The sequence below is a fragment of the Enterococcus sp. AZ078 genome, from assembly GCF_051714985.1.
Taxonomy (GTDB): domain Bacteria; phylum Bacillota; class Bacilli; order Lactobacillales; family Enterococcaceae; genus Enterococcus_B; species Enterococcus_B hirae.
Map to the genome: position 1 here is coordinate 1,591,157 of NZ_JBIOSW010000001.1, position 23,494 is coordinate 1,614,650.

Annotated in this window: 19 protein-coding genes, 1 tRNA gene, 2 pseudogenes and 1 riboswitch; of the genes and pseudogenes, 11 read left to right on the forward strand and 11 right to left on the reverse strand. The window is 34.5% G+C overall.

What is annotated here, in order from left to right; translation table 11 throughout:
- The first annotated feature begins 228 nt into the window (after positions 1-228).
- Positions 229-1,038, forward strand: coding sequence for a Cof-type HAD-IIB family hydrolase (locus IGJ18_RS07425; RefSeq protein ID WP_438843099.1), 810 nt, complete (start codon positions 229-231; stop codon positions 1,036-1,038).
- A gap of 21 nt (positions 1,039-1,059) precedes the next feature.
- Positions 1,060-1,551 carry an isochorismatase family protein gene (locus IGJ18_RS07430; protein WP_438843100.1) on the forward strand — a complete coding sequence of 164 codons (492 nt, stop codon included), beginning with the start codon at positions 1,060-1,062 and terminating at the stop codon, positions 1,549-1,551.
- A gap of 317 nt (positions 1,552-1,868) precedes the next feature.
- Here the strand turns inward: IGJ18_RS07430 and IGJ18_RS07435 are convergent.
- A tRNA-Ile gene (locus tag IGJ18_RS07435) sits at positions 1,869-1,942 on the reverse strand.
- Positions 1,943-2,348: 406 nt separating this feature from the next.
- Between IGJ18_RS07435 and IGJ18_RS07440 the strand changes: the two genes are divergently transcribed.
- The 3 genes from IGJ18_RS07440 to IGJ18_RS07450 are packed head-to-tail and all read left to right on the forward strand — an operon-like array spanning position 2,349 to position 3,305.
- Complete coding sequence (locus tag IGJ18_RS07440; RefSeq protein WP_010719075.1) at positions 2,349-2,603, forward strand: hypothetical protein; 255 nt, start codon at positions 2,349-2,351, stop codon at positions 2,601-2,603.
- A gap of 37 nt (positions 2,604-2,640) precedes the next feature.
- Positions 2,641-2,886 (forward strand): helix-turn-helix domain-containing protein, encoded by a 246-nt coding sequence (locus tag IGJ18_RS07445; protein WP_438843101.1) that lies wholly within the window; start codon positions 2,641-2,643, stop codon positions 2,884-2,886.
- Positions 2,887-2,918: 32 nt separating this feature from the next.
- Positions 2,919-3,305, forward strand: a complete 387-nt coding sequence (locus tag IGJ18_RS07450) for a TIGR02328 family protein (protein WP_053766832.1) — start codon at positions 2,919-2,921, stop codon at positions 3,303-3,305.
- Between the two features lie 276 nt (positions 3,306-3,581).
- Here IGJ18_RS07450 and IGJ18_RS07455 read toward each other — a convergent pair whose 3' ends face one another.
- Complete coding sequence (locus IGJ18_RS07455) at positions 3,582-3,782, reverse strand: cold-shock protein (protein ID WP_010719072.1); 201 nt, start codon at positions 3,780-3,782, stop codon at positions 3,582-3,584.
- 346 nt (positions 3,783-4,128) lie between these two features.
- Between IGJ18_RS07455 and IGJ18_RS07460 the strand changes: the two genes are divergently transcribed.
- Positions 4,129-4,278, forward strand: coding sequence for a hypothetical protein (locus IGJ18_RS07460; RefSeq protein ID WP_010719071.1), 150 nt, complete (start codon positions 4,129-4,131; stop codon positions 4,276-4,278).
- 804 nt (positions 4,279-5,082) lie between these two features.
- A riboswitch (M-box (ykoK) riboswitch) is annotated at positions 5,083-5,251 on the reverse strand.
- Between the two features lie 367 nt (positions 5,252-5,618).
- Here IGJ18_RS07460 and IGJ18_RS07465 read toward each other — a convergent pair.
- Entirely contained in the window at positions 5,619-6,005 is a 387-nt protein-coding gene (locus IGJ18_RS07465; protein WP_034698128.1) for a DUF1093 domain-containing protein, read from the reverse strand.
- A gap of 442 nt (positions 6,006-6,447) precedes the next feature.
- On the opposite strand from IGJ18_RS07465, the gene IGJ18_RS07470 reads away from it, so the two are divergent.
- Entirely contained in the window at positions 6,448-7,050 is a 603-nt protein-coding gene (locus IGJ18_RS07470) for a DUF4352 domain-containing protein (protein WP_438843102.1), read from the forward strand.
- Between the two features lie 478 nt (positions 7,051-7,528).
- Here IGJ18_RS07470 and IGJ18_RS07475 read toward each other — a convergent pair whose 3' ends face one another.
- The 4 genes from IGJ18_RS07475 to IGJ18_RS07490 all read right to left on the reverse strand — a co-directional run bounded on the left by IGJ18_RS07475 (position 7,529) and on the right by IGJ18_RS07490 (position 13,596).
- A complete protein-coding gene (locus IGJ18_RS07475) occupies positions 7,529-9,937 on the reverse strand; it encodes a MucBP domain-containing protein (RefSeq protein WP_438843103.1) in 2,409 nt (802 codons plus the stop codon).
- A gap of 16 nt (positions 9,938-9,953) precedes the next feature.
- Entirely contained in the window at positions 9,954-10,934 is a 981-nt protein-coding gene (locus tag IGJ18_RS07480; RefSeq protein ID WP_438843104.1) for a DUF916 and DUF3324 domain-containing protein, read from the reverse strand.
- 40 nt (positions 10,935-10,974) lie between these two features.
- Positions 10,975-11,661 carry a WxL domain-containing protein gene (locus IGJ18_RS07485; RefSeq protein ID WP_438843105.1) on the reverse strand — a complete coding sequence of 229 codons (687 nt, stop codon included), beginning with the start codon at positions 11,659-11,661 and terminating at the stop codon, positions 10,975-10,977.
- A 465-nt stretch (positions 11,662-12,126) separates the two neighbouring features.
- Positions 12,127-13,596: a helix-turn-helix domain-containing protein gene (locus tag IGJ18_RS07490; protein ID WP_438843106.1), complete on the reverse strand. Its 1,470-nt coding sequence runs from the start codon at positions 13,594-13,596 to the stop codon at positions 12,127-12,129.
- Between the two features lie 746 nt (positions 13,597-14,342).
- Between IGJ18_RS07490 and IGJ18_RS07495 the strand changes: the two genes are divergently transcribed.
- Positions 14,343-14,645 (forward strand): XRE family transcriptional regulator, encoded by a 303-nt coding sequence (locus IGJ18_RS07495; RefSeq protein WP_438843107.1) that lies wholly within the window; start codon positions 14,343-14,345, stop codon positions 14,643-14,645.
- A gap of 184 nt (positions 14,646-14,829) precedes the next feature.
- On the opposite strand, the gene IGJ18_RS07500 is transcribed toward IGJ18_RS07495, so the two are convergent.
- Positions 14,830-14,976, reverse strand: a complete 147-nt coding sequence (locus IGJ18_RS07500; RefSeq protein ID WP_161298802.1) for a hypothetical protein — start codon at positions 14,974-14,976, stop codon at positions 14,830-14,832.
- Between the two features lie 436 nt (positions 14,977-15,412).
- Here IGJ18_RS07500 and IGJ18_RS07505 point away from each other — a divergent pair, with 436 nt between their 5' ends.
- The gene (locus tag IGJ18_RS07505; protein ID WP_053766825.1) at positions 15,413-17,182 is read left to right on the forward strand and encodes a CocE/NonD family hydrolase; all 1,770 of its coding nucleotides are present in this window, start codon (positions 15,413-15,415) and stop codon (positions 17,180-17,182) included.
- A gap of 72 nt (positions 17,183-17,254) precedes the next feature.
- On the forward strand, positions 17,255-18,154 hold the full coding sequence (locus IGJ18_RS07510; RefSeq protein WP_161651727.1) for a LysR family transcriptional regulator: 900 nt from the start codon (positions 17,255-17,257) through the stop codon (positions 18,152-18,154).
- A 1,946-nt stretch (positions 18,155-20,100) separates the two neighbouring features.
- Here IGJ18_RS07510 and IGJ18_RS07515 read toward each other — a convergent pair.
- Positions 20,101-20,298 carry a cold-shock protein gene (locus tag IGJ18_RS07515; RefSeq protein WP_010718754.1) on the reverse strand — a complete coding sequence of 66 codons (198 nt, stop codon included), beginning with the start codon at positions 20,296-20,298 and terminating at the stop codon, positions 20,101-20,103.
- A 293-nt stretch (positions 20,299-20,591) separates the two neighbouring features.
- A pseudogene (locus IGJ18_RS07520) lies at positions 20,592-20,786 on the reverse strand (hypothetical protein).
- A 373-nt stretch (positions 20,787-21,159) separates the two neighbouring features.
- Between IGJ18_RS07520 and IGJ18_RS07525 the strand changes: the two are divergent.
- Positions 21,160-21,444, forward strand: a pseudogene (locus tag IGJ18_RS07525) (transposase); the annotation flags it as partial.
- A gap of 140 nt (positions 21,445-21,584) precedes the next feature.
- Here the strand turns inward: IGJ18_RS07525 and lepA are convergent.
- Complete coding sequence (gene lepA / locus IGJ18_RS07530) at positions 21,585-23,420, reverse strand: translation elongation factor 4 (protein WP_010719053.1); 1,836 nt, start codon at positions 23,418-23,420, stop codon at positions 21,585-21,587.
- Positions 23,421-23,494 lie beyond the last annotated feature (74 nt).

Genomic DNA, 23,494 nt, shown 5'->3' on the forward strand with positions numbered 1-23,494 from the left:
CATTGAATAATTCATAAAAATAAACCTTTTTTATCGAATTGAAAACGTTAACTTAATCGTTTTTCTGCCTATTTATTCAATTATAGGATTTGAAATACTACCTATATATGTCTAATGAAAACTAAGAATATTTTTTGAAAAAATTCAAAAACACAAAGCATTTTATTTTTATTTTAGGAAATTCTCATTTAACCTTAGAGTAAGCAATAGATAAAGGGAGCGAATAATATGAAATTAGCAGCAATTGATTTAGATGGTACTTTACTCGATCGGAATGGAAAGATACCAAAAGAAAACATCGAGGCACTTCAAAACTTTGATCGACATGGTGGGATCGTCACGATTGCGACTGGTAGAAATAGCATCTCTGCTAAAGATGTATTTGAAGAACTTGGGATCGGCGGCTATTTGATTTCATCTAATGGTTCTTTCGTGGCAAAGATGATGAAAGGCGAGATCCTTCACGTATTGAAACGTTCTAAAATTGAGCTTGCTACCCTTAAACGGGCCTTCTTCTTAGCACAAGAGGTAAAAATATCAATTATTGCTAGTCGAGAAACTCAAGATGATCAATTAACCTTTGATGAGTCAAATTTGGTGAAAGATGATCCCTACTACCAACATTTCAATTTACAAAATCAGACATTTGCTGAAATCACCAAGTTATTAGAAGATCCATCTGTCAGCTATTTAAAATTGGCATTAACAGATAAAGATGAATCAAAATTGCAAAAACTGCAACAAGATTTAAAAAGTGAAGGGATTGATTCCGTCTTTTCAGACCCCCATTTTTTGGAAATCACACCTAAAAATGTAACAAAGGCTCACTCATTAATCTTTTTAGCTGAGACCTTGGAAATCGATCCTCATGAGATCGTTGCCTTTGGTGATCAGGAAAATGATATTGCGATGCTAAAAGTCAGTGGAACAAGTATTGCGATGGGAAATGCACAGAAACAGGTAAAAAATATTGCGGATGAAGTAACCAAAACAAATGAAGAAGCTGGTGTAGCGTATATTATCAACAATTATTATTAAGGTTTAAGGAGGGAGACAAAATTGTTAGTAATCGTCGATATGCAAAATCATATTCTAGATCCTGAGAGTAAATATTATGTTCAGCACGCAGATAAGTTAATCAAACAAATCCACTCACGTTTAGAAGCTGCACGTAAAAAAAACGAATATATTCTTTTTACCAGAGATATACCAGTCGAGCGAAAAGAGCAGGATGAAGAAGGCGAAGATTTGCAAATCATTCCTACACTTTCTCCTAAAGAAAATGAAAAAGTGGTCAAGAAATACTACTTCACGATGCCACCGGAAAGTTTACTTGAGATTAAACAAGAAGCTTTTGACCAAGATGAAAAAGAAAAACACATTGAAGTCGTTGGTACAGAAACGAATCTCTGTGTCTTATCGAATACCATTGCTTTACAAAGCGTATTTCCAGAAGCTGATTTTTTAGTGGATACAGCTTTTGTTTCTGAAAACAAGCATGGCGATCAAGCGCTAAAACTACTCAAAGATTTTAATGTTGAGTTGAAGTAACCGAAAATAAAACGCCCACAACATTTAACTTTGTGGGCGTTTTATTTCGTTATTTACTAAAGGCTTTTCTTTGTTCGTACTATCTATTTCCTAAAATTTGTATTGATCGTTCCCTCACTTTGTGGAAAGTAACGGTTAGGATTTTTTTACTACTAAACTTCCTATAGCATTTATAAAAAATATCAAATGAGGTTCCCCATCTCCAATAAACAATAGTTGAAACGTCAGTTATTAGTCATTTCTAAAAGCATGCAACTTTTCAAAATAAAAAAACAACGATTATCTAATCATTGTTTAAAGAAACGAGCGCTTTAATATGTACCCTGTAGGACTCGAACCTACGACCGGACGGTTATGAGCCGTCAGCTCTAACCAACTGAGCTAAGGGTACAGTAAAAATTTTAAGATATAAAAATAACTTATATCTACTATAGCATGAATAAAAATCCGAAACAAGCTTATTTAATAAAAATCCAAAAGCATCCCATTAAATAACAAATATTTTATTTGGATCAGACGATTTCCAGCTCTTCCCTCCCTCTTCACCACAAATGCTCTATCACTTGGTATATGAATTGCTTGAATCATTTGTTTTTTCAAACACGTAGCATATTATTTGTTCTGTTACTCGGAACGTGCTATCTTGTATTTGGGTTGTTTTTTTATTCTTATGATTATTTAAGTCGTAATCACTTTTCGAAGTGTTTTCCACCTCTTAGTATAAGTGGTTGTTCGTTGTTAACCTACGACTGAAAATCAATGATTATTTAAATACGAAATCTATAGGAGTTAGTACTATGATAACATTGAGTCGACTTATTTTTTTTATTCCTACCTTAATTCTTATCCCTATTATTTGTTACTTAATCAACTGGAACAAGGAACGCTTAATTTTAGCGTTTTTTACGTTACCAGCAATCTTTTTTTCATATAAAATCTTAAATTATCAGTATTTTGAACCAGATCAATTATTCGTAGCAGAACTGATTGGTTTGATTCTAGCCTTGTTATTACCAATTGCTTATTTGGTTTATTTAAATAGAAAGCATTGATCGATGAATTTATTTGAATGACAAAAGGAGCGAATTTATGAGTATTGAAGAAGCGATTTTATTAGATACACTACGCTGTCGGCTGGATTATCTCCGAAAAAAAAAGAATTTAACCGTTAAGGAAGTGGCTGAACAAACCTCACTCCCGTTGGAAACCTATCTACAATTAGAGCAGGGAAAACGTTGTCCGAGCGCTATCGATCTAATTTTTATTGCGGATTTTTATCATGTATCTGTTGACTATTTGGTCGGACGATCAGAAAAACCAGACCGCGTAAATTAAACCATCTAATCTAAATGAAAGAGAGTGAGTAAATGCGCTTATGGCATGAAGAATTAATCCCTTTGCTTCCTAGAAAACAATTATTAGGTCAACATAGAGAATGTTGTGCATTAAGAGGTAATGGTTGGGGAAGAAAGCATGCAACAGTTGATTATGTCTTCCAACATTCCCCTTACAAGCTTTATCAGTATCACCAACTTATTCTTACTGAAATGAAAAAGCGTCATTATCTTCCTTCTCCAGAATGGTCTGTCCCGGAGTACCGTGGGAAAGCCTGTGATCCTTATACTTATCTTTCTCCTCAAAAACAAACTTCACCTATTTATCCTGAGCATGACGAGGACTACCTGATGATCTGTTTAACAAACCTTAAACAAAAAGGAATTGATTTAATCCATATAAAAGCTACGGATTCTTAAAAGTTCATCAGATTTTCCTCATTTATTGATTCAAATAAACGCAATGAATATGAGAGTATGAACCTTTTCTCACTCTCATATTCATTATATTAGGATTCATTTAAACTATCTGACTGACACATTCATTCGTCGATCACGATTCTTCGCTATTGAATAGGGAGAGGCCCATATCCCTTCCTCAATAGTATTCACTTGAGCGGCAGAGCAGCATTTTTCTTTACTAAGAAAAAACAAAAAAACTACTCTAATGAAAGAGTAGTTTTTATTATGACAGTATTAACCTTTTACGATGTTTACTGCTTGAGGGCCACGTTGACCGTCTTCAATATCAAAAGTCACTGCTTGACCTTCGTCTAATGTTTTGAAACCATCACCTTGGATAGCTGAGAAATGTGCAAAAACATCGTTTCCATCTTCAGCAGTGATAAATCCAAAACCTTTGTCTGCGTTAAACCATTTTACTGTACCGTTATTCATATATATTTCCTCCTAATACGTATCAACGTACGATTTTATTGCAATAAATTATTGATAGGCAAAAGGAGTCATAAACTAAAATAGTTAGCTCAAATTACGTTTCAAAATAGATTACTTATTTAATATAGCATAGATAAATGAGAAACACAAGAATAAACCTCTACTTTTTTTATAGTTTTTTAATTAAAGCGAATGGGCTATTTCTATCCTGTTTATCTTATCTTCTATATTAAAATTAAACAATCCTTAATTAGCAAAGTTTTCTTCTTTATGCTATAATAATAAATGGAATTTCGTTATCAACGTTTCGTTGCCTTTCGCAAGAATTTAAGAAAGGAGAATGATTATGACATTCTATAACAAAGACTTACAATATCGTGTAACTCTAAATACTGATTTGAATCTATTTGTGGTATTTGATAAAACAAATGAAAATCGAGTAGCCACTGGAGTGACGATTGAACAAGCAGTGCAAGAATTGAAAAAATCCGCATAGGAGTGAAAACCCCAAATGAACGATTACAGTTCTAGTTCACTTTAAAAGCACCTATTCATTCAATGGTAGGTGCTTTTTTGTCGTCTATTTACCTCACTTTATTCAGTTCTCTCCTTAACTTATTCCGCCATTAATGAGTATACAATTAAAAATTGGACAAGGTAATACAAAACTCTTTGTCGGTTATATACTACGTGCTATCATCTAAATTATGCAAAGGCTGTATAAGGATGGATCATATGATTACGATGAGTAAATTACTGTTTTGGATCCCTTTTATTGGTATTATTCTTTTTTTGTCTCTTTATACAAAATGGAACAAATATGACATACTAATGCTTCTCTCCTCTTTTCCGTCTATCTATTTTATGATCCAAATTTTAGAATATTCCTATAGTCAACCTGTTCAATTATTCGATTTCTATCTTAAAGGACTCGCTTTTTCCACTATCTTCTATTCCATTCTTGTTTTCATTATTATCAAAAAGAAGAAATAGCTCACTTGTTTTAATGACAAGAATATTATTTTTCACTTTTTAAAAATCTGTAACTACTGGCATTCTAACAGAGAAAACTATGCAAGGTGTCCAGCGATATTCAATCGATGTAATAAAAATAATCTTACAGCCTAAAAAACTAACCTAAACAAAATTAGTAAAAAAATTTTTGGAACGTCTGCAAAATAACAAATAAACGGTGCTCCAGCATCTATTCTGAAGACAGGATAAATGTTGAACGTCTACCAGCGTTTCATTTTTTTATCCTGTCTTCAGAACTGATTGATGCTTTTGCTACCGTTTTCGTTTGACTTACGTCACGTTTGAGCTTTGGCACTATGCAACGTAAAGTTTGCACTTAGCTACCTTAAGAAAAGCCTTGCTATCGACAATCCCTGTTCTACCCATTGGCGTCTCTCGACATTTTTGGGCAGTAGCTTATGTTTACATAGAAGCCTCACCTAACTATTTGAAGATATTTAAATGAAAATCATCAACGACACTAAAAGTCCAAAAAAGCCGACTACCGGAATCATTCCCCAAGTTACAAAGGTTTTATCCTTAGCAAGCTTAGAGTACCTCTGGTCATTATCCATTTCATTCACCTCATCTTTCTATTCTTAATAAACCATATTAATGATTTTTTGTCAAAATTTCATTCGTGAATCATAGAATGCGTATTTGGACAATCCCCTGCTAATCTATTTCTCCATCTAATTGAGTCAATGCTCCATCACATGGAATAACCGATCAACAAAAAAATCTAACCAGTACATGCTCCGGCTAGATTTAATAGTTGATTTTGAATCAGACTTTTTATCGTCTCTTTCATTTTTTTGAAAACTAATTTAATTCGTCTACTTTATTTTTGATTTCTTTAGGAATCTTTTCTTCTGCAATTACTCTAGGAGAACTTGTTCTTTTGTCACTGATGTCAGCTTGCACGTAACTACCTGGTTTCAATGGTTGTGGTGCTTCTCCACTCACACTAAATGTTCGTTTGGTTGCTTTGCCATCAGCTTTTACAAAAGTCACGTCATAATGGTAACTATATTCACCCGCAATGATTTTCCCATCGCTGTTCTTTGATTTCGTTTTTTCTGGCACTTCTGCTGGAATCTTAGTGTATGCAGTAGTTGTTTTATACGTTTCGCTATAATATTTGTAACCGAAAAATCCCCCAACTCCTAATAAAATTAATACAATAACCCCGAATATTCCCTTTTTCATAAACTCACCTCATCAATAAATTTAACTTATTTTATCTTTTTTGATCTTTTTTTTCCATTTATTTATCTTTCAAATTTGTCACATAAATGACATTAACCACTTATCAATAGATGCTTATCATCTCCTACATTTTTTTGATAATCCTACTTCTCTATTACTTTCTCGATACCTAACATGATCTTTCGAATAATAAAAAATAACAAATTTTATAATTACATATTTCCAAATCAAACACATCATGTTACTATATGTAAGTAAAAAATGAATATTCTTATTTGATGCGAACTGTTAGGTGTTTTTTTGAAGCTTTTCATTTGTGAAAAACTGAATATTTGGTAGTAAAGATGTCTTAATAAATGAAACACAAGATATCTATATTTTGGCGACTATCACTACCTGCCATTAAGTGGGAGTAAATTAGATAATTATTATGGAGGAAACAATGGTTAAAAAAAGTGTTGTAGGGGAAGATGGCAAACGTTACGTAGTAAAGGAGAAAAAGCCATTTTATAAAAAAGTTTGGTTTTGGGTACTAGCAATCATTCTTGTAGCAATAATTGGATCTGCACTGGGTGGCTCAGATGACAATAAAGCAAGCGATAACGGCGGAGAAAAAGTGACAAAAACAAGTTATACTAAAGAAGCTACATCAAGCTCTTCTTCAAAAGAAGCGCAAGAAAGTTTTTACCAAGTTGGGGATACTGTAAAAGTTGGCGATGCTGAGTACACATTAAACAGTGTGGAACTTACTGACGAAAGAAATCAATTTGCAGATGAACAACCTGCTCAAGTAGTCAAGATTACTTACACAATTAAAAACAATGGTCAAAATGACCTTCCTGTAGGAATGGATGTAGAAGTTTATGGCTCTGACGATAAAAAAGCTTCTTCTTATCCAAATGACAATACAATGGGATCAGTTGCTCCTGATAAAGTAATGGATTGTACTGCTCATTTTGGTCTGAATCAGACTGGAGACATCGAAATTCAGTTTAGCCCATTAGTTTCTATCGAAAAAGCGGCGAAATTTAAAGCAACAGTCTAGTTTATAGATTCATATCGGGACATTTTAGAAAAAAAGTTAAACGACGGTTAGCTATTGATATGGTTAACCGTCGTTTTTTGGTGAAAAACAAGTTCTGAAATAGCGAGTATCTACTGTCCTTCTTTTAAATAGTCACTATCTGTTATTACTTTGAACAGTTTGTGTATTATGCGTTCATTTAGTTTTGTTTAGTTTTTTTCATCTCATCCTTCCTAATACTAAATTCTATATATTACATAAAATTTATACTACATAAGTGAACTAATTTTTCGATCGTATTTCATAGTTCCCGCATATCATTTTATAAACCTCGGTTGTATTCTTCTAGTTGGAGTAATCGAACGACAAAGTCTTTGTTAAGTCTCTTGATAACCAAAGCTTAGGACACGAATCAACTATTTTCTGACTCGTGTCCTTTGCGTTTATCCTTTTTCTTATGAGGGACTATAAAAAAAAGAATCGTTTGGTCAAAACCATCTTATCCTGGCGCATCTTCTAGTGTCCAAATTAGGCTTCCTTGATATGCCCCAGTTTTGTAAAAAGGATATAAATTTAACTGGATCTTATGATGATCAGTAAAGCTCGCGCTACCCTCTCCTTGCCAAACCAATTGGTCTTCTGCATTAATCGTTTGATCCACTCCACTCCTATGCAGATGAAGAGCATTATGCAACTGGTCATTCTCTTGGTTAGTTAAAGGTCGTTCTTCTTTTAACTTAACGTGCCAATGACTCTTCTCCAACACACTTTCATCGTTAAGCTGAATTTCTTTTTGATTCGTTGCTTGTACCGATTGATCTTGATCCGGAATCTGTTGTTCCCCAAACGTCAACTGTTCCGGTAATCTAAGCTTAACCCCGTGATCAATTAAAACCTGACGGCTCTCTTCCTTTGATTCTTGTCCTTTTTCGTTTTCCATATAAAAAGCAACTTCCTTGTTCAACCAATTTTCAGGAAGCTGAACATTCACTTTATCTTGGATCTCGTTTTCGGAACTTGGATAGTCCTTTAACCTTAAGACTTCATCTCCACATTTCGCCATAAATGATAAATTCTGTTTCTCTTCACAAGAAATATGAATCGTCACCTCTCTGGTTTTTGAGAAACGAGAAAACAGTAAAGGATTTTCTTTAGGCATCAAAGTAAATTCAATTGGCGAACCTTTCTTATAATGATGAACGAATTGCTGTTCTTCTGGAGTAAAGATTCCTTGATCCCTTTCCACTATTTCCTTGACTGGATAATATCCGTTCAATTCTGGATATTCTTGTAATAGATCAAAAGAATCTGTTATGATTCCTGAAATGATTTTAGGATCAGAAAGTTGTTGGTTATTTTCATCCAAGTAATTCAGTATGACCTTCCCCACGTAGTATACAGAAGAATAGGCAGAACTCGTTCCTTTCTGTTTGTGATTAATCTGTGTAGTAACAGTGAAAGGAATGTTTAAATAGCCTTCTTTCAAATTCGTTTTATCTACCGGATTTTGCTTACTCCCAATCCACTCAAGATTAAGTTGATAATTCAAAACTGTATCATAAAGATTTTCATTGTTAGGGTCTTTTAACGTTAGTTGATAGGAGTGATCCTCTTTTTGATTCCCCACAAAAAGATCACTAATGTCCGTCCCATCAAACTTCACTACATTAAAATCTTTAATCTTATATTGTGAGTGAGCTGTCACATCATCCAATGAAAAAGCCACAGATAAATCTTTCATTTTATTCCCATGTCCCACATTCGGTATGGTTTGCATCGCATTTAAAGTAACCTTTTGTTGTTCCTTATCAAAACGCTTATCCACTGCTTCAGCAGCAGGAAACTCTGGACTAGCCAAAAAATCTGTTTCATACATGAGAGAGGATGGCGTATTATCTAAGTTTTTAACAACCGTTTCTATTTTAGTTACTGGTTTAGTGATAATCTGGAACTCTTGTGTAGGATGCCCCCATGGTTTCGAAAAATTATTTTCAAAATACGTCCAGAAAGAATGATCATCACTCCACGTATGGTAACTGATATCTGTTGGATTATTCGCAACAAGATATTTTGCCACCTTACCGATATGATTATAGCCGATATACTTGTTTCGATTGATCCCAAAATAATTAAAAGAAGTTTCAATTGGAAAGGCATTCCCCGTTTGATCGAAAAATTCATAAGTAAGAAAGACTTCGCCAGAGATATCGATATCTAAAAAACTTTTTGGATTGCCAATACCGATCTCTCCTCCTGCTTGTCCATCCTTTTTTTTCATTATTATTTTAACATCTACTGGTTTCCCATTGAAAAAGCCAACATTTTTGATCAACGCACTACTTTCTGGATTCTCCTGATTGACAACCAGCCAATTCCCAGAATACTGACCTTTAACTTGTTCCACAGTTGTAAAACTACCATAATGCATCATAAATGTGTTATTGGCGGGAGTTTCTATCGTATTTGCATATCTGAAATACGGAAGATTTGTAATACTTCCAGCTGCTCGAACTTCTTTTGGAAATATGCCAATCAACCCTAACAAAAAAGGAAGTAACCAAATTTTATTAAACTTACGAACAAATTTCTTTCTCTTTTTACACCAATACAGGATGATTAAAGTCAATAGAGCTACACCAATAAAGAGATATAAATGATGGTTAGATTGGTTTGTTTTGGGATACATTTTTATTTTTCCAACTTCTTCAGACTTCGCTTGTCCATCAGTAACTGGTCTATTTCTCTCATTTGGATTAAGAACTTTTTCCATCGGGACAATTTGGTGCGCACTCGTTGGTTGGTAAAAACGAATCCCTACCTGACTATTGACCTGGCTATCAGCTAAACCAATTCGTGGGAAAACAACTAAGAAAGCCAGTAAGAGTATATTGAGCCAGCGTTTTTTCATCAATGTGCCACTTCCTTTAATTTCCTTTATTCCTTCGCAATTTTGTAATATGCCACAGTAACAAGCCAATAATGAGTAAGCAAACAATTAGCCCCCCATATAAGTATTGGTAGTTATTGTTCTTCGATTTTTTAAGCTTTACCGTTTTGTTGTTAAGACTTTCATCTTTTCCTTTTACCGTAAAGTCTTTTTTCAACGTCCAAACTTTCCCCGACTTTTCTTTCAAAACGGTAGTTAACGTATACTCTCCTTTTTTTAAAGGTTCATTTTCCCAACTAATCGGTAATTTGAAGGTACTTCGTGGTGCTAAAGAAACCAGCTTACTAACATCGTGCAGTACTTCTTTCTGTTTCTTTTTTGTGATGAAAGCATGAAGATCCAATTGACTCATAATCATTGGTTGTGGATTTGCCAATTTTGCATAGACTGTTAAATAACCATTATCTAATCCTGGCTTTGCCTCCAAGAGTTTTAGTTCAGGAGCAATTTTTTTGTCTGAACATTGGAGTTGGATACCAATTGTATACGCAAATTTATTTGCTAAGCTAAATCCAGTTGGTTGGTCCTCTGCCTTATTCTTTTCTTCATAGCAATAAAAACCACCCAGAATCGTCCCCTCAAATCCAGTTGACGGAATCTTTAATTGAAACACGACATCTTTTTCTTCATTCGGATTCAGTTCAACTGTTTGAGGACCTGAAATCAGTTCTTCTAAAGAAGGACCACCTAATAATTTTTGATCATGTTGTGAATAATCTAGCACCCCATTTTTATTGGTAGTCGCATTATTGGCTGCTACTTTGACTTTTATCTTTTCAGAGCTGGTATTTTTAAGCTTTATCGTCAACTCTTGGGACTGGTTAGGCTCAACTTTAAGATCATAATAGCTTACTTCTGAACGTTGATTCTCTGGCAAGACAGCCTTAGCTTCAAAGTTCACTTCTGTTTTTTCAGCAAAAACTGAGGCAGAGTGGCAAGCAAACAGTAAACTTGTCATAAAAAGGATGGAGACTATCCAGCCCCATCCCGGCCTAAATTTATACTGGAGCATCGCTTAACGTCCAAGTAATCTCAGCTGTATAATTTTTTGCTTCCACACCTGCCCGGGGAACATGTAATTTCACATTTTCGTTCTTGCCATCTGTTCCTTCGAATACTGCAGCAAAAGCCCCTGCACCTTCGCCTGGTTGAGCCAACATAACGGTTTGATTGACTTCGTTTAGTACAAATGTATGATCTTTTGACTCTACCAAATGAGGTGCTTTGGATGAGTTGTTTTTCGTTACTACTTGACCATTGCTTAAAGATAGCTGTGCGCCTGTCAACTCCGAGTAATCTTTATCTGTTGAAGTAAATGGTGAGATAGATACACCTAATGTCCAGCCTTTCGCTCCCCCACGAGTATCATTCACTTGGACAAATGGCTTTTTATTCAATGCAAAATAATCCGCATCTCCTTGTTGGATTTCTTGTTCACCAAAAGTAATGTTTGATGCGAAAGGAATAGACAATGAGCCTTTCGCTCCTGTGCTTGGATCGTCATCATGGGTATCATCTGGTACCACTGGCTGGACATCACTACCCGAACCTTCCTTCAAAGTTACATTTGTTTTATTTGTGACTTGACTTGTTAGTCCTTCATTTTCAGCTGCACAAACCACGGAACTAGATGTCCCTAATGCCAATAAGGCAAGTCCAGCTATACTAACAACTTGTTTCTTCATAATTCTCTTCCTCCTAATAAAAATTAGTCTGCAATTGCGACTACAACTATTCTTCCATTTCTTGATGAGGAAAAAAACAGTAAAAAAATTCCGGAATCTGGAAAAAAATTAGAAGTACTTTTTTGAAAAACGTTTCGTCTCTCATTTGATTTCCTATTGATACTGCAATAATTGATTGAAAACAGGTGCCAATTCGACTTATTCTCAGCTAAGCCATTTTCGATCAAATCCAAAAGTGCTGATTGACTCAATCTATTTTTCAATTAAAAAGAGGTCGTGATATGTCCAGATTTGAGAAAAAGCCGGAGAATCCAAAGACAGTTTTCCTATTTTTGGAATTCTTCGGCTTATTTCAAGGAGCTGATGCTTAAACATCGTTTAGAGTAAAGTGTGAGTTTTATGTCTCAGACTCTGACAAATAAACCCTTGAAAATTTTGATTGTTGATAAGTTTAAAAAAAAATAGTTATTTGTTTGTAGCTCTTTCTCTATGCAACTCATATAAGATCTTTTCAAGATTTCGCCAGTTACGTTCTGTCGGAATGTTTTTCATTAACAGTAACGGTGTATTTTTCGTATCCAAGAAATAATTTGAGATTACTAAATCAACCTCTTCAAATTTGGTTTCAGAATCAAAAAAAGAAAGAGCATAAACATTACTAAACAATGTTTTGATTTTATTCATTAACCATAATCGATGAGGACGATGTAGATCATCCGTGAGCAAAATTTTTATTGGTTGAATACTTTTGAGTAACAATCCATAATAATCCAGCAAATAGTAATAATTTAAAAACAGCTGGTGCGTGTTCTTTAAATGGGGTAATAACTCTTTGGGAGCTATCTGTATCATCGAGTCATGAAACTTCTGAACCATTCGGCAAATTTGAGGATCCAGCTTTTCTACTTCAGATATATATGATTTATTGAAAAAAACATCGGGATTCCCCCAGAAAAAACAGCTTCTTTCATAAAACGCAATCAAGCTAAACAAATGGTTCTGGTTCCTTCGATCAAAGTCGTAATCAAAGACTTCTTTTAGCGAACAACTGAGCAATTCAACTAAACGATAGGCTAAACTTTGACTTTTTGTATGAGCACGCACCGCTTGTTGCTCATAGCACTCCTTTCCCTCAACAATACCGAAAGCATAGATTACCCGATATAGAAAATATCGTTCATTGTCTGGCAATAGCAACTGGCTTTCTTTCAACCACATCGAGACCAATTCAAAGTTTGGATCACTCTCGATTGTTGATTTCACCTCTTTATCTAGTGAAATAATCTGCTTCTTAGTTCTTTCAAGTATAATCGCTAACCAAAAACTCAGCGTTTTCGTTTGTAAAGCATCTAATTTAAATCCATAGGTTTTTTCAAAACATTGAACAGACTTCATGATCCTGTCACAATCAATCAAAAAGGGCCAGTGACCATCTCGTGTTGATTCCCAATAAAAATAGTAATAAAAACTTCTGATATTGATCTCTTCGGCTTCTATTTCCAGTTTAAACGAGTGAAAACCGATCTTGTATCTTTTAAAGTAAGGAACTAATAATTTAGCATATCTAAAAACGGTAGATGTACTCGTATATTGTTTTTCTGCAAAGTCTTCGATTCTTTTTTCGGGATATTTGAACATAAAATCGATTAATTGGTAATTATATGATTCTTTATAATAGGGAAGATAAATACTATATATGGGAAAGTCTTCTTCCTTTTGGATACAAAAGCGCTGATTGTTCTCATTTTGTAAAACAATTTTCCCATTAAACTGTTTAAACAGCTCTGATAATTCCTTTATATAAAGAGAAATTGATTTAACAGATCCTCCTATATATTGCTGTATCTCATCCATCGTATACCCATTGTCCGCTTCAAGTAAAAAGTGAATTAGTTTCACTTTTTTTTGGGAGGCTTTCGTCAAAAAAGTTTGCATTCAATCACCACCAATTTAAATATTTTTAACTTTCTTAACATTCAAAAGACATTGTTCGTTAACGTTTTGGATTATAGCATACACTGGTTTACGATCAATTCATATGAAATTAACGAGTCATTTTTCAAGTCACAAAGCTAAATCCATTCTCCCATGACAATCAGAAAAATCTACCATTCGGGTAACATTATTTATAATATTTTGTCCAAAATAAAAAGCCCTAGATAAGAGACATTTTTGTGTTTTTTTCTATAAAACTACGATCAATTACTAAAATATAAAACCTTGAATCGCCAATAAACGTTCACGCATGCTTTTAGATCTACTTCTGTTTACAGGAATACTGGTTATGATTCTATAAACCCTTTCCTTATTTTTTACACTTTCAAGTAGCTAGTTGTATAAATAACTTGTTTTTCGGGCTTGTTTATCTTTTTATTAAAGGAAAATATTGAATTCCGATACTATTGATAGTGTGATATAAATAGAGTTAAGGAGGTGAAAAAAAGCTGGAAAAATGAATTGCTTCTCTAGTCAATATCGTAACTACTCCTCAGCTCTGACACAGCAAGACGAAAACAAAATACGAAAGTCAACTAAAGAAGTATCAAGGGGGTCCCCTCTTCGGTTTCAATCTAGCATAATTTTATGAACCATATAGTGAATTTGCTCTTATTTATTTCAATAATAGCGGTAGTTATCAGTGGATTAAGATATCTAGTTTATAAATTTAAGTAGGTGATAATATGAATTGGTTTGATCAATACAAAAAAGACTTTGGTTTCAAAAGCAACTATCAAGTCAGTAAAAAAACAGGTATCACAGCGAGTAGTCTAACCCGTTTAAACAATTCCGATGATTGGAAAAATGTCAAAATCGGTACGATGCTTTTATTGGCAGAAGCGGTGGAAAAGAATCTTGATGGTCTAGTTGGATATCTTAATGAACAAAAAAAAGCACTCAACCAACTAAAGGATGAGTGCTTTTTTATAATTTTTTTGCTAGTCTACGTCACTATATCTGCAAGAGGACTGATCACACCCTCCTAAACATCTCTGTAAGGCTTTGACTGTATCCTGCCCGAGCAAACCATCTTGTTTGACTTCAAAAAATCCTTGTAATGCTTTGATCACATTTGATTTGGTCAATGTATTATTGAATTGTGTTGCATATGCCTTCTGATAGTATACTTGCTTATACCGATGGCTGATTACACCGTCTTTGCCAGCTATATCAAAGTATCCCAGTAATCGTCTTGTTTATAGCATTACCGAATCGTCCATCGATCGTTAGTTTGATCATTTCCGGTTTGCTAACAGGTAATAATTCCATGTCACTGGGACGAATCAATAAATCTTTTTTAACTAGTGACGGTTGCAAAGATGATTTTTATCAACTCCGTCAATTAATGATTGACTCTATCAATCAATCTATTTATGATACTCTTGCTTTATCTTCTAACATAACCTAGCAGTCTTCTTAGTATAGATCTGCAAGAAAAGGGGACTTATCCATCTGATTTTTTTGCATTTACAAAATAACGATATCAACTACCCCAGCTTGAGAAAAATGATCATTGCTCTATTTATTCTTTCACTAGTGGGATCAATCATAGTGAAAAGAATAACTTTTCATATATTGACTTTTTTACAGAATCTAACTAGCTAGTTACATTTTTAGGGAATCTATTCATTTTTTGAATAACACAAAAAATTGGTGGATGACTATCCAAAAATACAATTTTACTTCTGAAATACTACCTCCTATAATTAAAACAGTTTAATTGATTCATACTATTTAATTGGAGGTAATAAAAATGACTGCAAAAATTACTGAAGAAATGTGCTTTAGCCCATCATTCGAATACATTGATAATGGGATTGAACACGGTGTCCTTAGTCCTTTTGAGACAAAAGAAATAACTTTAGAGAAAGGACAACTGATCGCAGAAGGATTCAAGCCATTATCTTGTGATATCAAAATGTTGAAGGATGTCCCTGTCAAACTACGTGATGGGGTGACAATATATACCGATATTTATTTACCGATTACTGATGAAAAAGTACCTGTTCTGATTGCTTGGAGCCCTTATGGAAAAAGTGCCGGAACCGCACCTCGTTATAAAAACCTATTCAACATGTTAGGTATGGGCAATCATTGGAATTCTGGCTTAACGAAGTTTGAAGCACCTGATCCAGCCTATTGGTGTACGCACGGATACGCTGTTTGTAATCCTGATATGCGTGGTATCGCTCATAGTGAAGGCGATACTACGATGATTGGCTCTCAAGAAGCAGAAGATGGCTATGATTTGATTGAATGGCTGGCTTCTCAATCTTGGAGTAATGGAAAAACAGCCCTGACAGGAACGTCCTATCTAGCTTTTTCGCAATGGTATATTGCTGCCGAACAGCCTCCACACTTAACTTGTATCAATCCTACTGAAGGGCTTGCTGACGGATATCGTGATTTGGCTTTTATTGGCGGAATTCCTGATAAAAATTTTATTGAACGATTACAAGTCAATCATGTTAGCGCAACAGGTGCGAAACGCGAAGATTTAACAAAAGAAATGACTGCTTATCCATTAGCAAATGCTGCACTTTGGCAAGACAAAGTAGCTGATCCAAGTAAAATCATCGTGCCAGCTTTTGTTATTGCAAGTTATTCAAATACTTTGCATACAATAGGAACCTTCCGCTCATGGCGTTCTTTAGGATCGAAAGAAAAGTGGCTTCGTATCCATGATCGTCAAGAATGGCCATACTATTATGATGAAAGCAATACTGAAGAGTTGCGCCGATTCTTTGATTATTATTTACTGGGAAAAGAAAATGGCTGGCCAGACACTCCAACTGTGCGCTATTCTCTTCTAGATCTTCAAGGTGGAAACCAAACAGATATTCCAGCAGAATCTTTCCCACCGGCAACTAGCGAAAATAAACGCTATTACATGAATGGACAATTTCGTTCTTTACAAGAAACACCTGAACCTACAGACCTTCCTGTCAAATATCTAGCAGATAATCTACCTGGTCGTACTTCTTTCCAGATGACCTTTGATAAAGAAACCCACTTTGTTGGCTATCCGAAAGTGAAACTCTTCATTGAGGTCGATGGTTATGATGATATGGATGTTTTTGTATGGGTTCAAAAATTGGATACATTCGGAAATGTTTTAAGTGAATTTGTAGTTCCTAATCATGGTGCTGCCCTTCAAGATTTTACGCAAGAAGGTGCTTCTGCGTTGAGATATAAAGGTGCTTGGGGTCGACTACGTGCATCCATGCGCCATCTTGATAGTCAAGCGACTGATGAAATCCCTGCTTACAGCTTTGACCGAGTTGAAAAACTGTCTCCAAAAGAAATTGTTGATTTGGATATCAGTTTAAGTCCAATTGGCCTTTCTTACCAAGCTGGCGAGACTTTACGAATCGTTATAAGCACCAAAGATGAGCTCGGATCAGTAATGCCTGGAACACCTGGCTGTATACCGGATAATAAAGGAGCACATATTCTCCATACCGGCGGTGAGTATGCTTCTTATCTACAATTACCTGTTATGCAAACTTCAAACAATTCTTAGAAAAACTTGTGAAACTGACGTGTTAACTTTATACTAAGACTACCATAGTATCTTTACCAGAATGGAGTCATTATGAAGTTATCAACCTTAAGATTCTTTGTTGAAGTTGCTGCTGAAGGTAGTTTTACAAGAGCTGCACAAAAATTGTATGTGTCTCAACCTACTTTAAGCAGGCGAATACAAGAGTTAGAAGCTGAATTAGGTATTGCATTGTTCATTCGGCACACACATACCCTTACATTATCAAGTGCCGGTGAACAGTTCTTACGTGAAGCAACCGATGTTTTAAGACGAGTAGATTATCTGACACACATGTTTGATCAGCAAATAGAAACACGTAAATCTGCTCAATTATTAAAAATCGGTTATCCCTCAAGCTTTAATATGGGTAAAATGTATGAACTGTTTGAACAGTTCAAAATAAGTCATCCAACCATTAAATTTTTGATAAAGCAAGATACACCGATGAATTTGACAGAGGGGCTCTTAAATGATCAATATGATTTAGTGTTTAATTTATCACCTTATTTTAAACACACAAATAATATCGATACATTCGTATTTATTCAGAATCATTTACAGCTTGCTTTGCCTATTCGTCATCCACTAAGCGCTAAAAACAAATTATACTTTGAAGAATTGAGTCAAGAAACCTTTGTTTTACTGGAAAGAAAACACTCCCCTATGATTGTTGATTATGTCGTTAATCAGTTTGTTAAACATGGATTCAATGTAAAAGCAAATGCCTACGTGAAATCTCTTGACGAAGGACTATCAAAGGTATCAACGGGAGAAGGATTGGCTTTCTTATATTCCGGAATGAATGACGGAACTTTAGAAGATAAGTACCATATCAAAATCATGGATTTAGAAAATGATAATGACGAACAAAATATTGTAGTTGCTAGAAATGAAAAAATCCAAAATGATCTACTCAAAGAATTATTTTTATTTGTGAAAAATAATAGCTAGAAGCTGTTGAAGCCTGTATAGTAGGCTTCAACAGCTTCTGGTTTTATAATCCATTCTTTGAGAATTCGACACTAGTTTCATTAAATCCTCACAAACATAAGAATGAGAGCAAGAATAAAAGTACATCCTAATAAATCTCTTATAATATCAAACGAACTTTTGATTTTTTTCAGGTCTTTAACACCCCGATTATTTCCATAGGAATAATCGTTCTTACTCTGTAAACATTAACTAAATGAACATCTTCTACATGAGTAGATATGATTTTTACCATTGCAGAATAGGCATCTATTTTTTTTACTTCACCAACAAATGAGAAAATCCAAGGGAAATCTTTTCTTGGAATACAGCGACTCTTATCACCAACTTTTACTTTCTGTGTTGTTTAGAATTTTTAGTTGGAAGATCTGCTACCAATCCCCCAATTCTGTATGCACTTTTATAAAATCCGTCTTTCAATTTTGATTCTTATTCCCCTATTTTATCGATTATTTAATTACATTACTCACTGAGCATTGACTATAAATTTAATAAGAGATACACTTTTTTTAAAGTGATAGGGAGGAAAAAACATGACACTTCTCAGCAAACTTAACACTAATATATTGGTATACACCGGAATGATTCTTGTTATACTTAATGCTATTTTTTTTGATTTCAACCTTTTCATAAATATTTTGGGATTTGCTCTTATCTTATTTTCTAGCAGTGTCCTCAAATTAATTGGTAACTTTCTAAAAGATAATCACTAGTTGATTATCTTTTTTCTAAATAAATGCCTGTTGTGTCTCCTCCCCTTACTGCTGTTTTCAATTTTCAAAAGCTTTTCTTACTTCATATCACATCATTAATAATTTTCGTTAATGTATCAGAAGGATAGATACGCTTATTCAGTTTTTTTTATCCTGTTCATAAAGTCATTCGAGCTTCCCTATCATCTCATCACCTAGAGAATAACTTGGACGTTTCTTCTTAAGTGGGACATCCGTTTTATTCAGCTACCTCACCTACTTTTCTCTTCTTTGGTTAGGTACATACAATCATACCTTGCACAGAATTGTTGCCTGCCTTACTATGTCTAATTAATGCTTTAGTGGTTCATCTAAGGTAAAAATCAAAGGTTAAACATTTTTCTTTTTTAAAATGAAACGGTTGAGCTTAGAAAGAACGCTTGAGGTTTGTCACCAAAAAAACACCAGTGGCAAATCCATGTAAACATGGTCTAATTTTTACACTATTTTCAAACAAACACTACTATTTCTTCGGTTCATCCTCCTCTCGAAAAGATCGCTCTCCTTATTCTTTCCTCCTATATATCCTATTCTATTTTTGTGATTTTATTGAAAAAATATTGATTCCTTTGATATTTTTGAAAAAATGCTACAGGATAATGCCTTTGATCCTTCCCTTTCACATGTGGGAAAACCGTGGGAAAAACAGATAAAAAAGAGGTTGAGACAAAAGTGTTTAGCATCAAGAAATAAGAAGGAATTTCCGAAAATTGCTTCTCAAATTTTTGGTAAATTTCGGCTTATTTCCGAAGATGCTGCTTTTGTCTCACCGTTTATTCGTTTTAGAGATACTAAAAGAGCCTGAGACAAGTTTTGTCCCAGGCTGCTTTGCTATTTTTTCGGTTTATCCTCATCCATTTTCAGAACAGCCATGAAGGCTTCCTATAAGATTGTGTTATTCACAAAGTTTTTCTAATATCTATACATCATTATAAATCCTATTATACCAACTTTCATATTAAGCAAGAGCCTATTATTTAATACTTGCTGATACTCATATAATAATAATGGATATTTTATAAAGGGGCGAAAAAATGGCGAAATTATTTCTTTAATAGAATATTTTTTACCTTGTAAGACTCGATTATACGACCGGATGCTTATGAGCCATAATATAAAAAAAACCATCTCGATTGAGATGGTTAAAGTTCAACATTATTTTACAATATTTACTGCTTGAGGACCACGTTGTCCTTCTTCAATATCATATGAAACAGCTTGACCTTCGTCTAATGTTTTGAATCCATCGCCTTGGATAGCTGAGAAGTGTGCAAATACGTCATTTCCATCTTCACCAGTGATAAATCCAAAACCTTTATCTGAGTTAAACCATTTTACTGTACCGTTATTCATATATATTTCCTCCTAATACGTATATAATACGTGTTTTGTTGCAATTAATATTACTTGGTAAAAGGAGTTTTTATAGTGTGAATATATCGCTCAGATTACGTTTCAAATTAGATTACTTAATTACTATAACACGGATGCAATGGTAACACAAGGATAACTGCTTGATACACTTTTTAATACAAAATTTGGAGTAAATATTTAGAATGATTAATTAAAGGATGAAAAATTTGAAAATAAACGACTAACGCCACTAATTACAATATTACATCATTTACTTAAAACTTTAATAAATTTTACTTTTCTACTATATTGACTATTGCTTTTCCACAAATTAATTCTTGTTCTAAAACTGATTTTATTTGCAATGCACATTCTTTTGAAAATGGTTCAGCCTCTTTCCATGATCCTAATAGTGGATAATTATTGATTACACTTTTGACATATTGTTAGTTTTTTACTCCTCGTGTTTGTACTTCTACATAATACATAGTGATACCTTCTTTATTAGTTTTTTATGTAAAGACTACTCTTATGAGTAGTCTCATAGATAATAAATCGCAGTAAAATACAGGAGATCTTTGTGAGGTTGATCGTAGTTACTACGAAATTTATTTTGTGCTACATAGTTTAACCTGAATAATGCGAATACAACATGTAATATCTTGTAGCACATTATAATTATAATCTATTAAACTAAGTTTTTTTATTTGTTTTTGTTATATATAATATAAAAAATATTACCTAATAATAAAAAACATTATATTTAACCAAAAATGGCAGAATAGAAATGCAATCTATTTTTTATAAAATAGATTAATCAAAAGCAACTAAAAAAGCTACTCTTTCAAGTAGCTCTGAATAGATGTCATCAATCTTAAAAAGAAAAGAGATCATTCACTATTTGAGGACTGTTTATCCAGAGAAGTCAGCCAGCTACCTCAAACTTATGCGACAACTTTGCGAACATTTAAAAAGTTTCTGCCACAAATCCAAAATTCCCTCCGCTACAGTTATTCAAACGGACCACTAGAATGTTTAAACAACCATATTAAAGTATTAAAACGCAATGCTTATGGGTTTCGAAATTTTTATCATTTCAAACGACGGATGATGATTCGACACGGTAAAACTATTTTAACCAAATAAAAAGAACAGAAAGAAGTTTTTCTTCTTTCTGCCCCAAATTATTCTAAGATTTCTCTTTACCAACAACATTTGACAAAGAGCCTGGGAAAACTGTGGGAAAAACAGATAAAAAAGGTCTAGCTCAATGGCTAGACCCTTTGTTATTTCTTCGGTTCGTCCTCATCCATTTTCAGAACAGCCATGAAGGCTTCTTGTGGGACTTCGACGCTACCGATTTGTTTCATTCGTTTCTTTCCTTCTTTTTGTTTTTCAAGAAGTTTACGTTTACGTGAGACATCTCCACCATAACATTTTGCTAAGACGTTTTTACGTAATGCTTTGATATCTGAACGAGCAACGATTTTTTGTCCGATAGCTGCTTGGATCGGCACTTCAAATTGTTGACGTGGAATTAGTTTTTTCAGTTTTTCAACGATTGCTTTTCCTCGTTCGTAAGCAAAGTCTCGGTGAACGATGAAACTTAACGCATCGACTTTTTCTCCATTTAATAAAATATCCATTTTTACTAACTTGCTCTTTTGATAACCGGACATTTCATAATCCAAGGAAGCATAACCTTTCGTACTGGATTTTAGTTTATCGAAAAAGTCAAAAACGATTTCAGAAAGCGGAATATTATAAACGACATTCACTCGATAATCATCTAAATAATCCATTGTGATGAATTCTCCACGTTTTCTTTGGGATAATTCCATCACTGCACCAACGAAATCATTTGGAACCATGATTTGTGCCTTCACAAAAGGTTCTTCAACATCTTGGATCGTTACTGGTTCTGGAAAATCTGCTGGATTATCGACGACTGTCATAGACCCATCTGTTTTATTCACATGATAGATTACAGAAGGTGCCGTTGTGATCAACTCTAAGTTGAACTCACGTTCCAAACGTTCTTGGACTACATCCATGTGTAATAAACCTAAGAATCCACAACGGAAGCCAAAGCCAAGGGCTTGTGAGGTTTCAGGTTCAAACTGTAGTGCTGCGTCGTTTAGTTGTAATTTTTCAAGTGCTTCACGCAGATCATTGTAGCGGGAAGTATCAATTGGATATAATCCACAGTAAACCATTGGATTCATTTTACGGTATCCAGGTAGCGCTTCTTCTGCTGGATTATCTGCCAACGTAACTGTGTCCCCTACTCGTGTGTCTTGGACCGTTTTGATGCTTGCCGTGATATACCCTACATCACCGACCATCAAGAAGTCTCTAGCAACAGCTTTTGGTGAAAAGACTCCTACTTCTGTCACATCAAATGTTTTGCCGTTACTCATCAGTTTGATTTTATCGCCTGGTTTGACCATACCGTCTGTGATTCGAACATTCAGAACGACTCCTCGATAACTATCGTACACGGAATCAAAGATCAATGCTTTCAAAGGGGCATCCAGGTCGCCAGATGGGGCTGGTACATATTCAACGATTTGTTCAAGTATTTCTTCAATCCCAATTCCTGCTTTGGCACTAGCAAGTACCGCTTCACTAGCATCGATCCCGATAACATCTTCGATTTCTTGACGTACACGTTCTGGATCAGCAGCTGGAAGATCGATTTTATTGATGACTGGCAAAATTTCCAGATCATTATCCAAAGCTAAGTAAACATTTGCTAATGTTTGAGCCTCGATTCCCTGTGCCGCATCAACTACTAATACCGCACCTTCACAGGCTGCTAAACTCCTTGATACTTCATAAGTGAAATCGACGTGCCCAGGGGTGTCGATTAGATGGAAGATATAGGTTTCGCCATTTTTGGCTGTATAATTCAATTCGACAGCATTTAATTTAATCGTGATTCCACGTTCACGCTCTAGATCCATTGAGTCTAATAGCTGATCCTGCATTTCACGAGACGTCACAGTGTTCGTCTTTTCCAGAATACGATCGGCCAGCGTTGATTTTCCATGGTCGATATGAGCAATGATCGAAAAATTTCGAATTTGCTCTTGTCGTTGTTTCATTTTTTTTATATCCATAGCGTCTCCTCTTTTCGTTTAATCAGCACCTCTCATTATATCAATGAAAAGCATGAATTTAAAGACTTTTTACC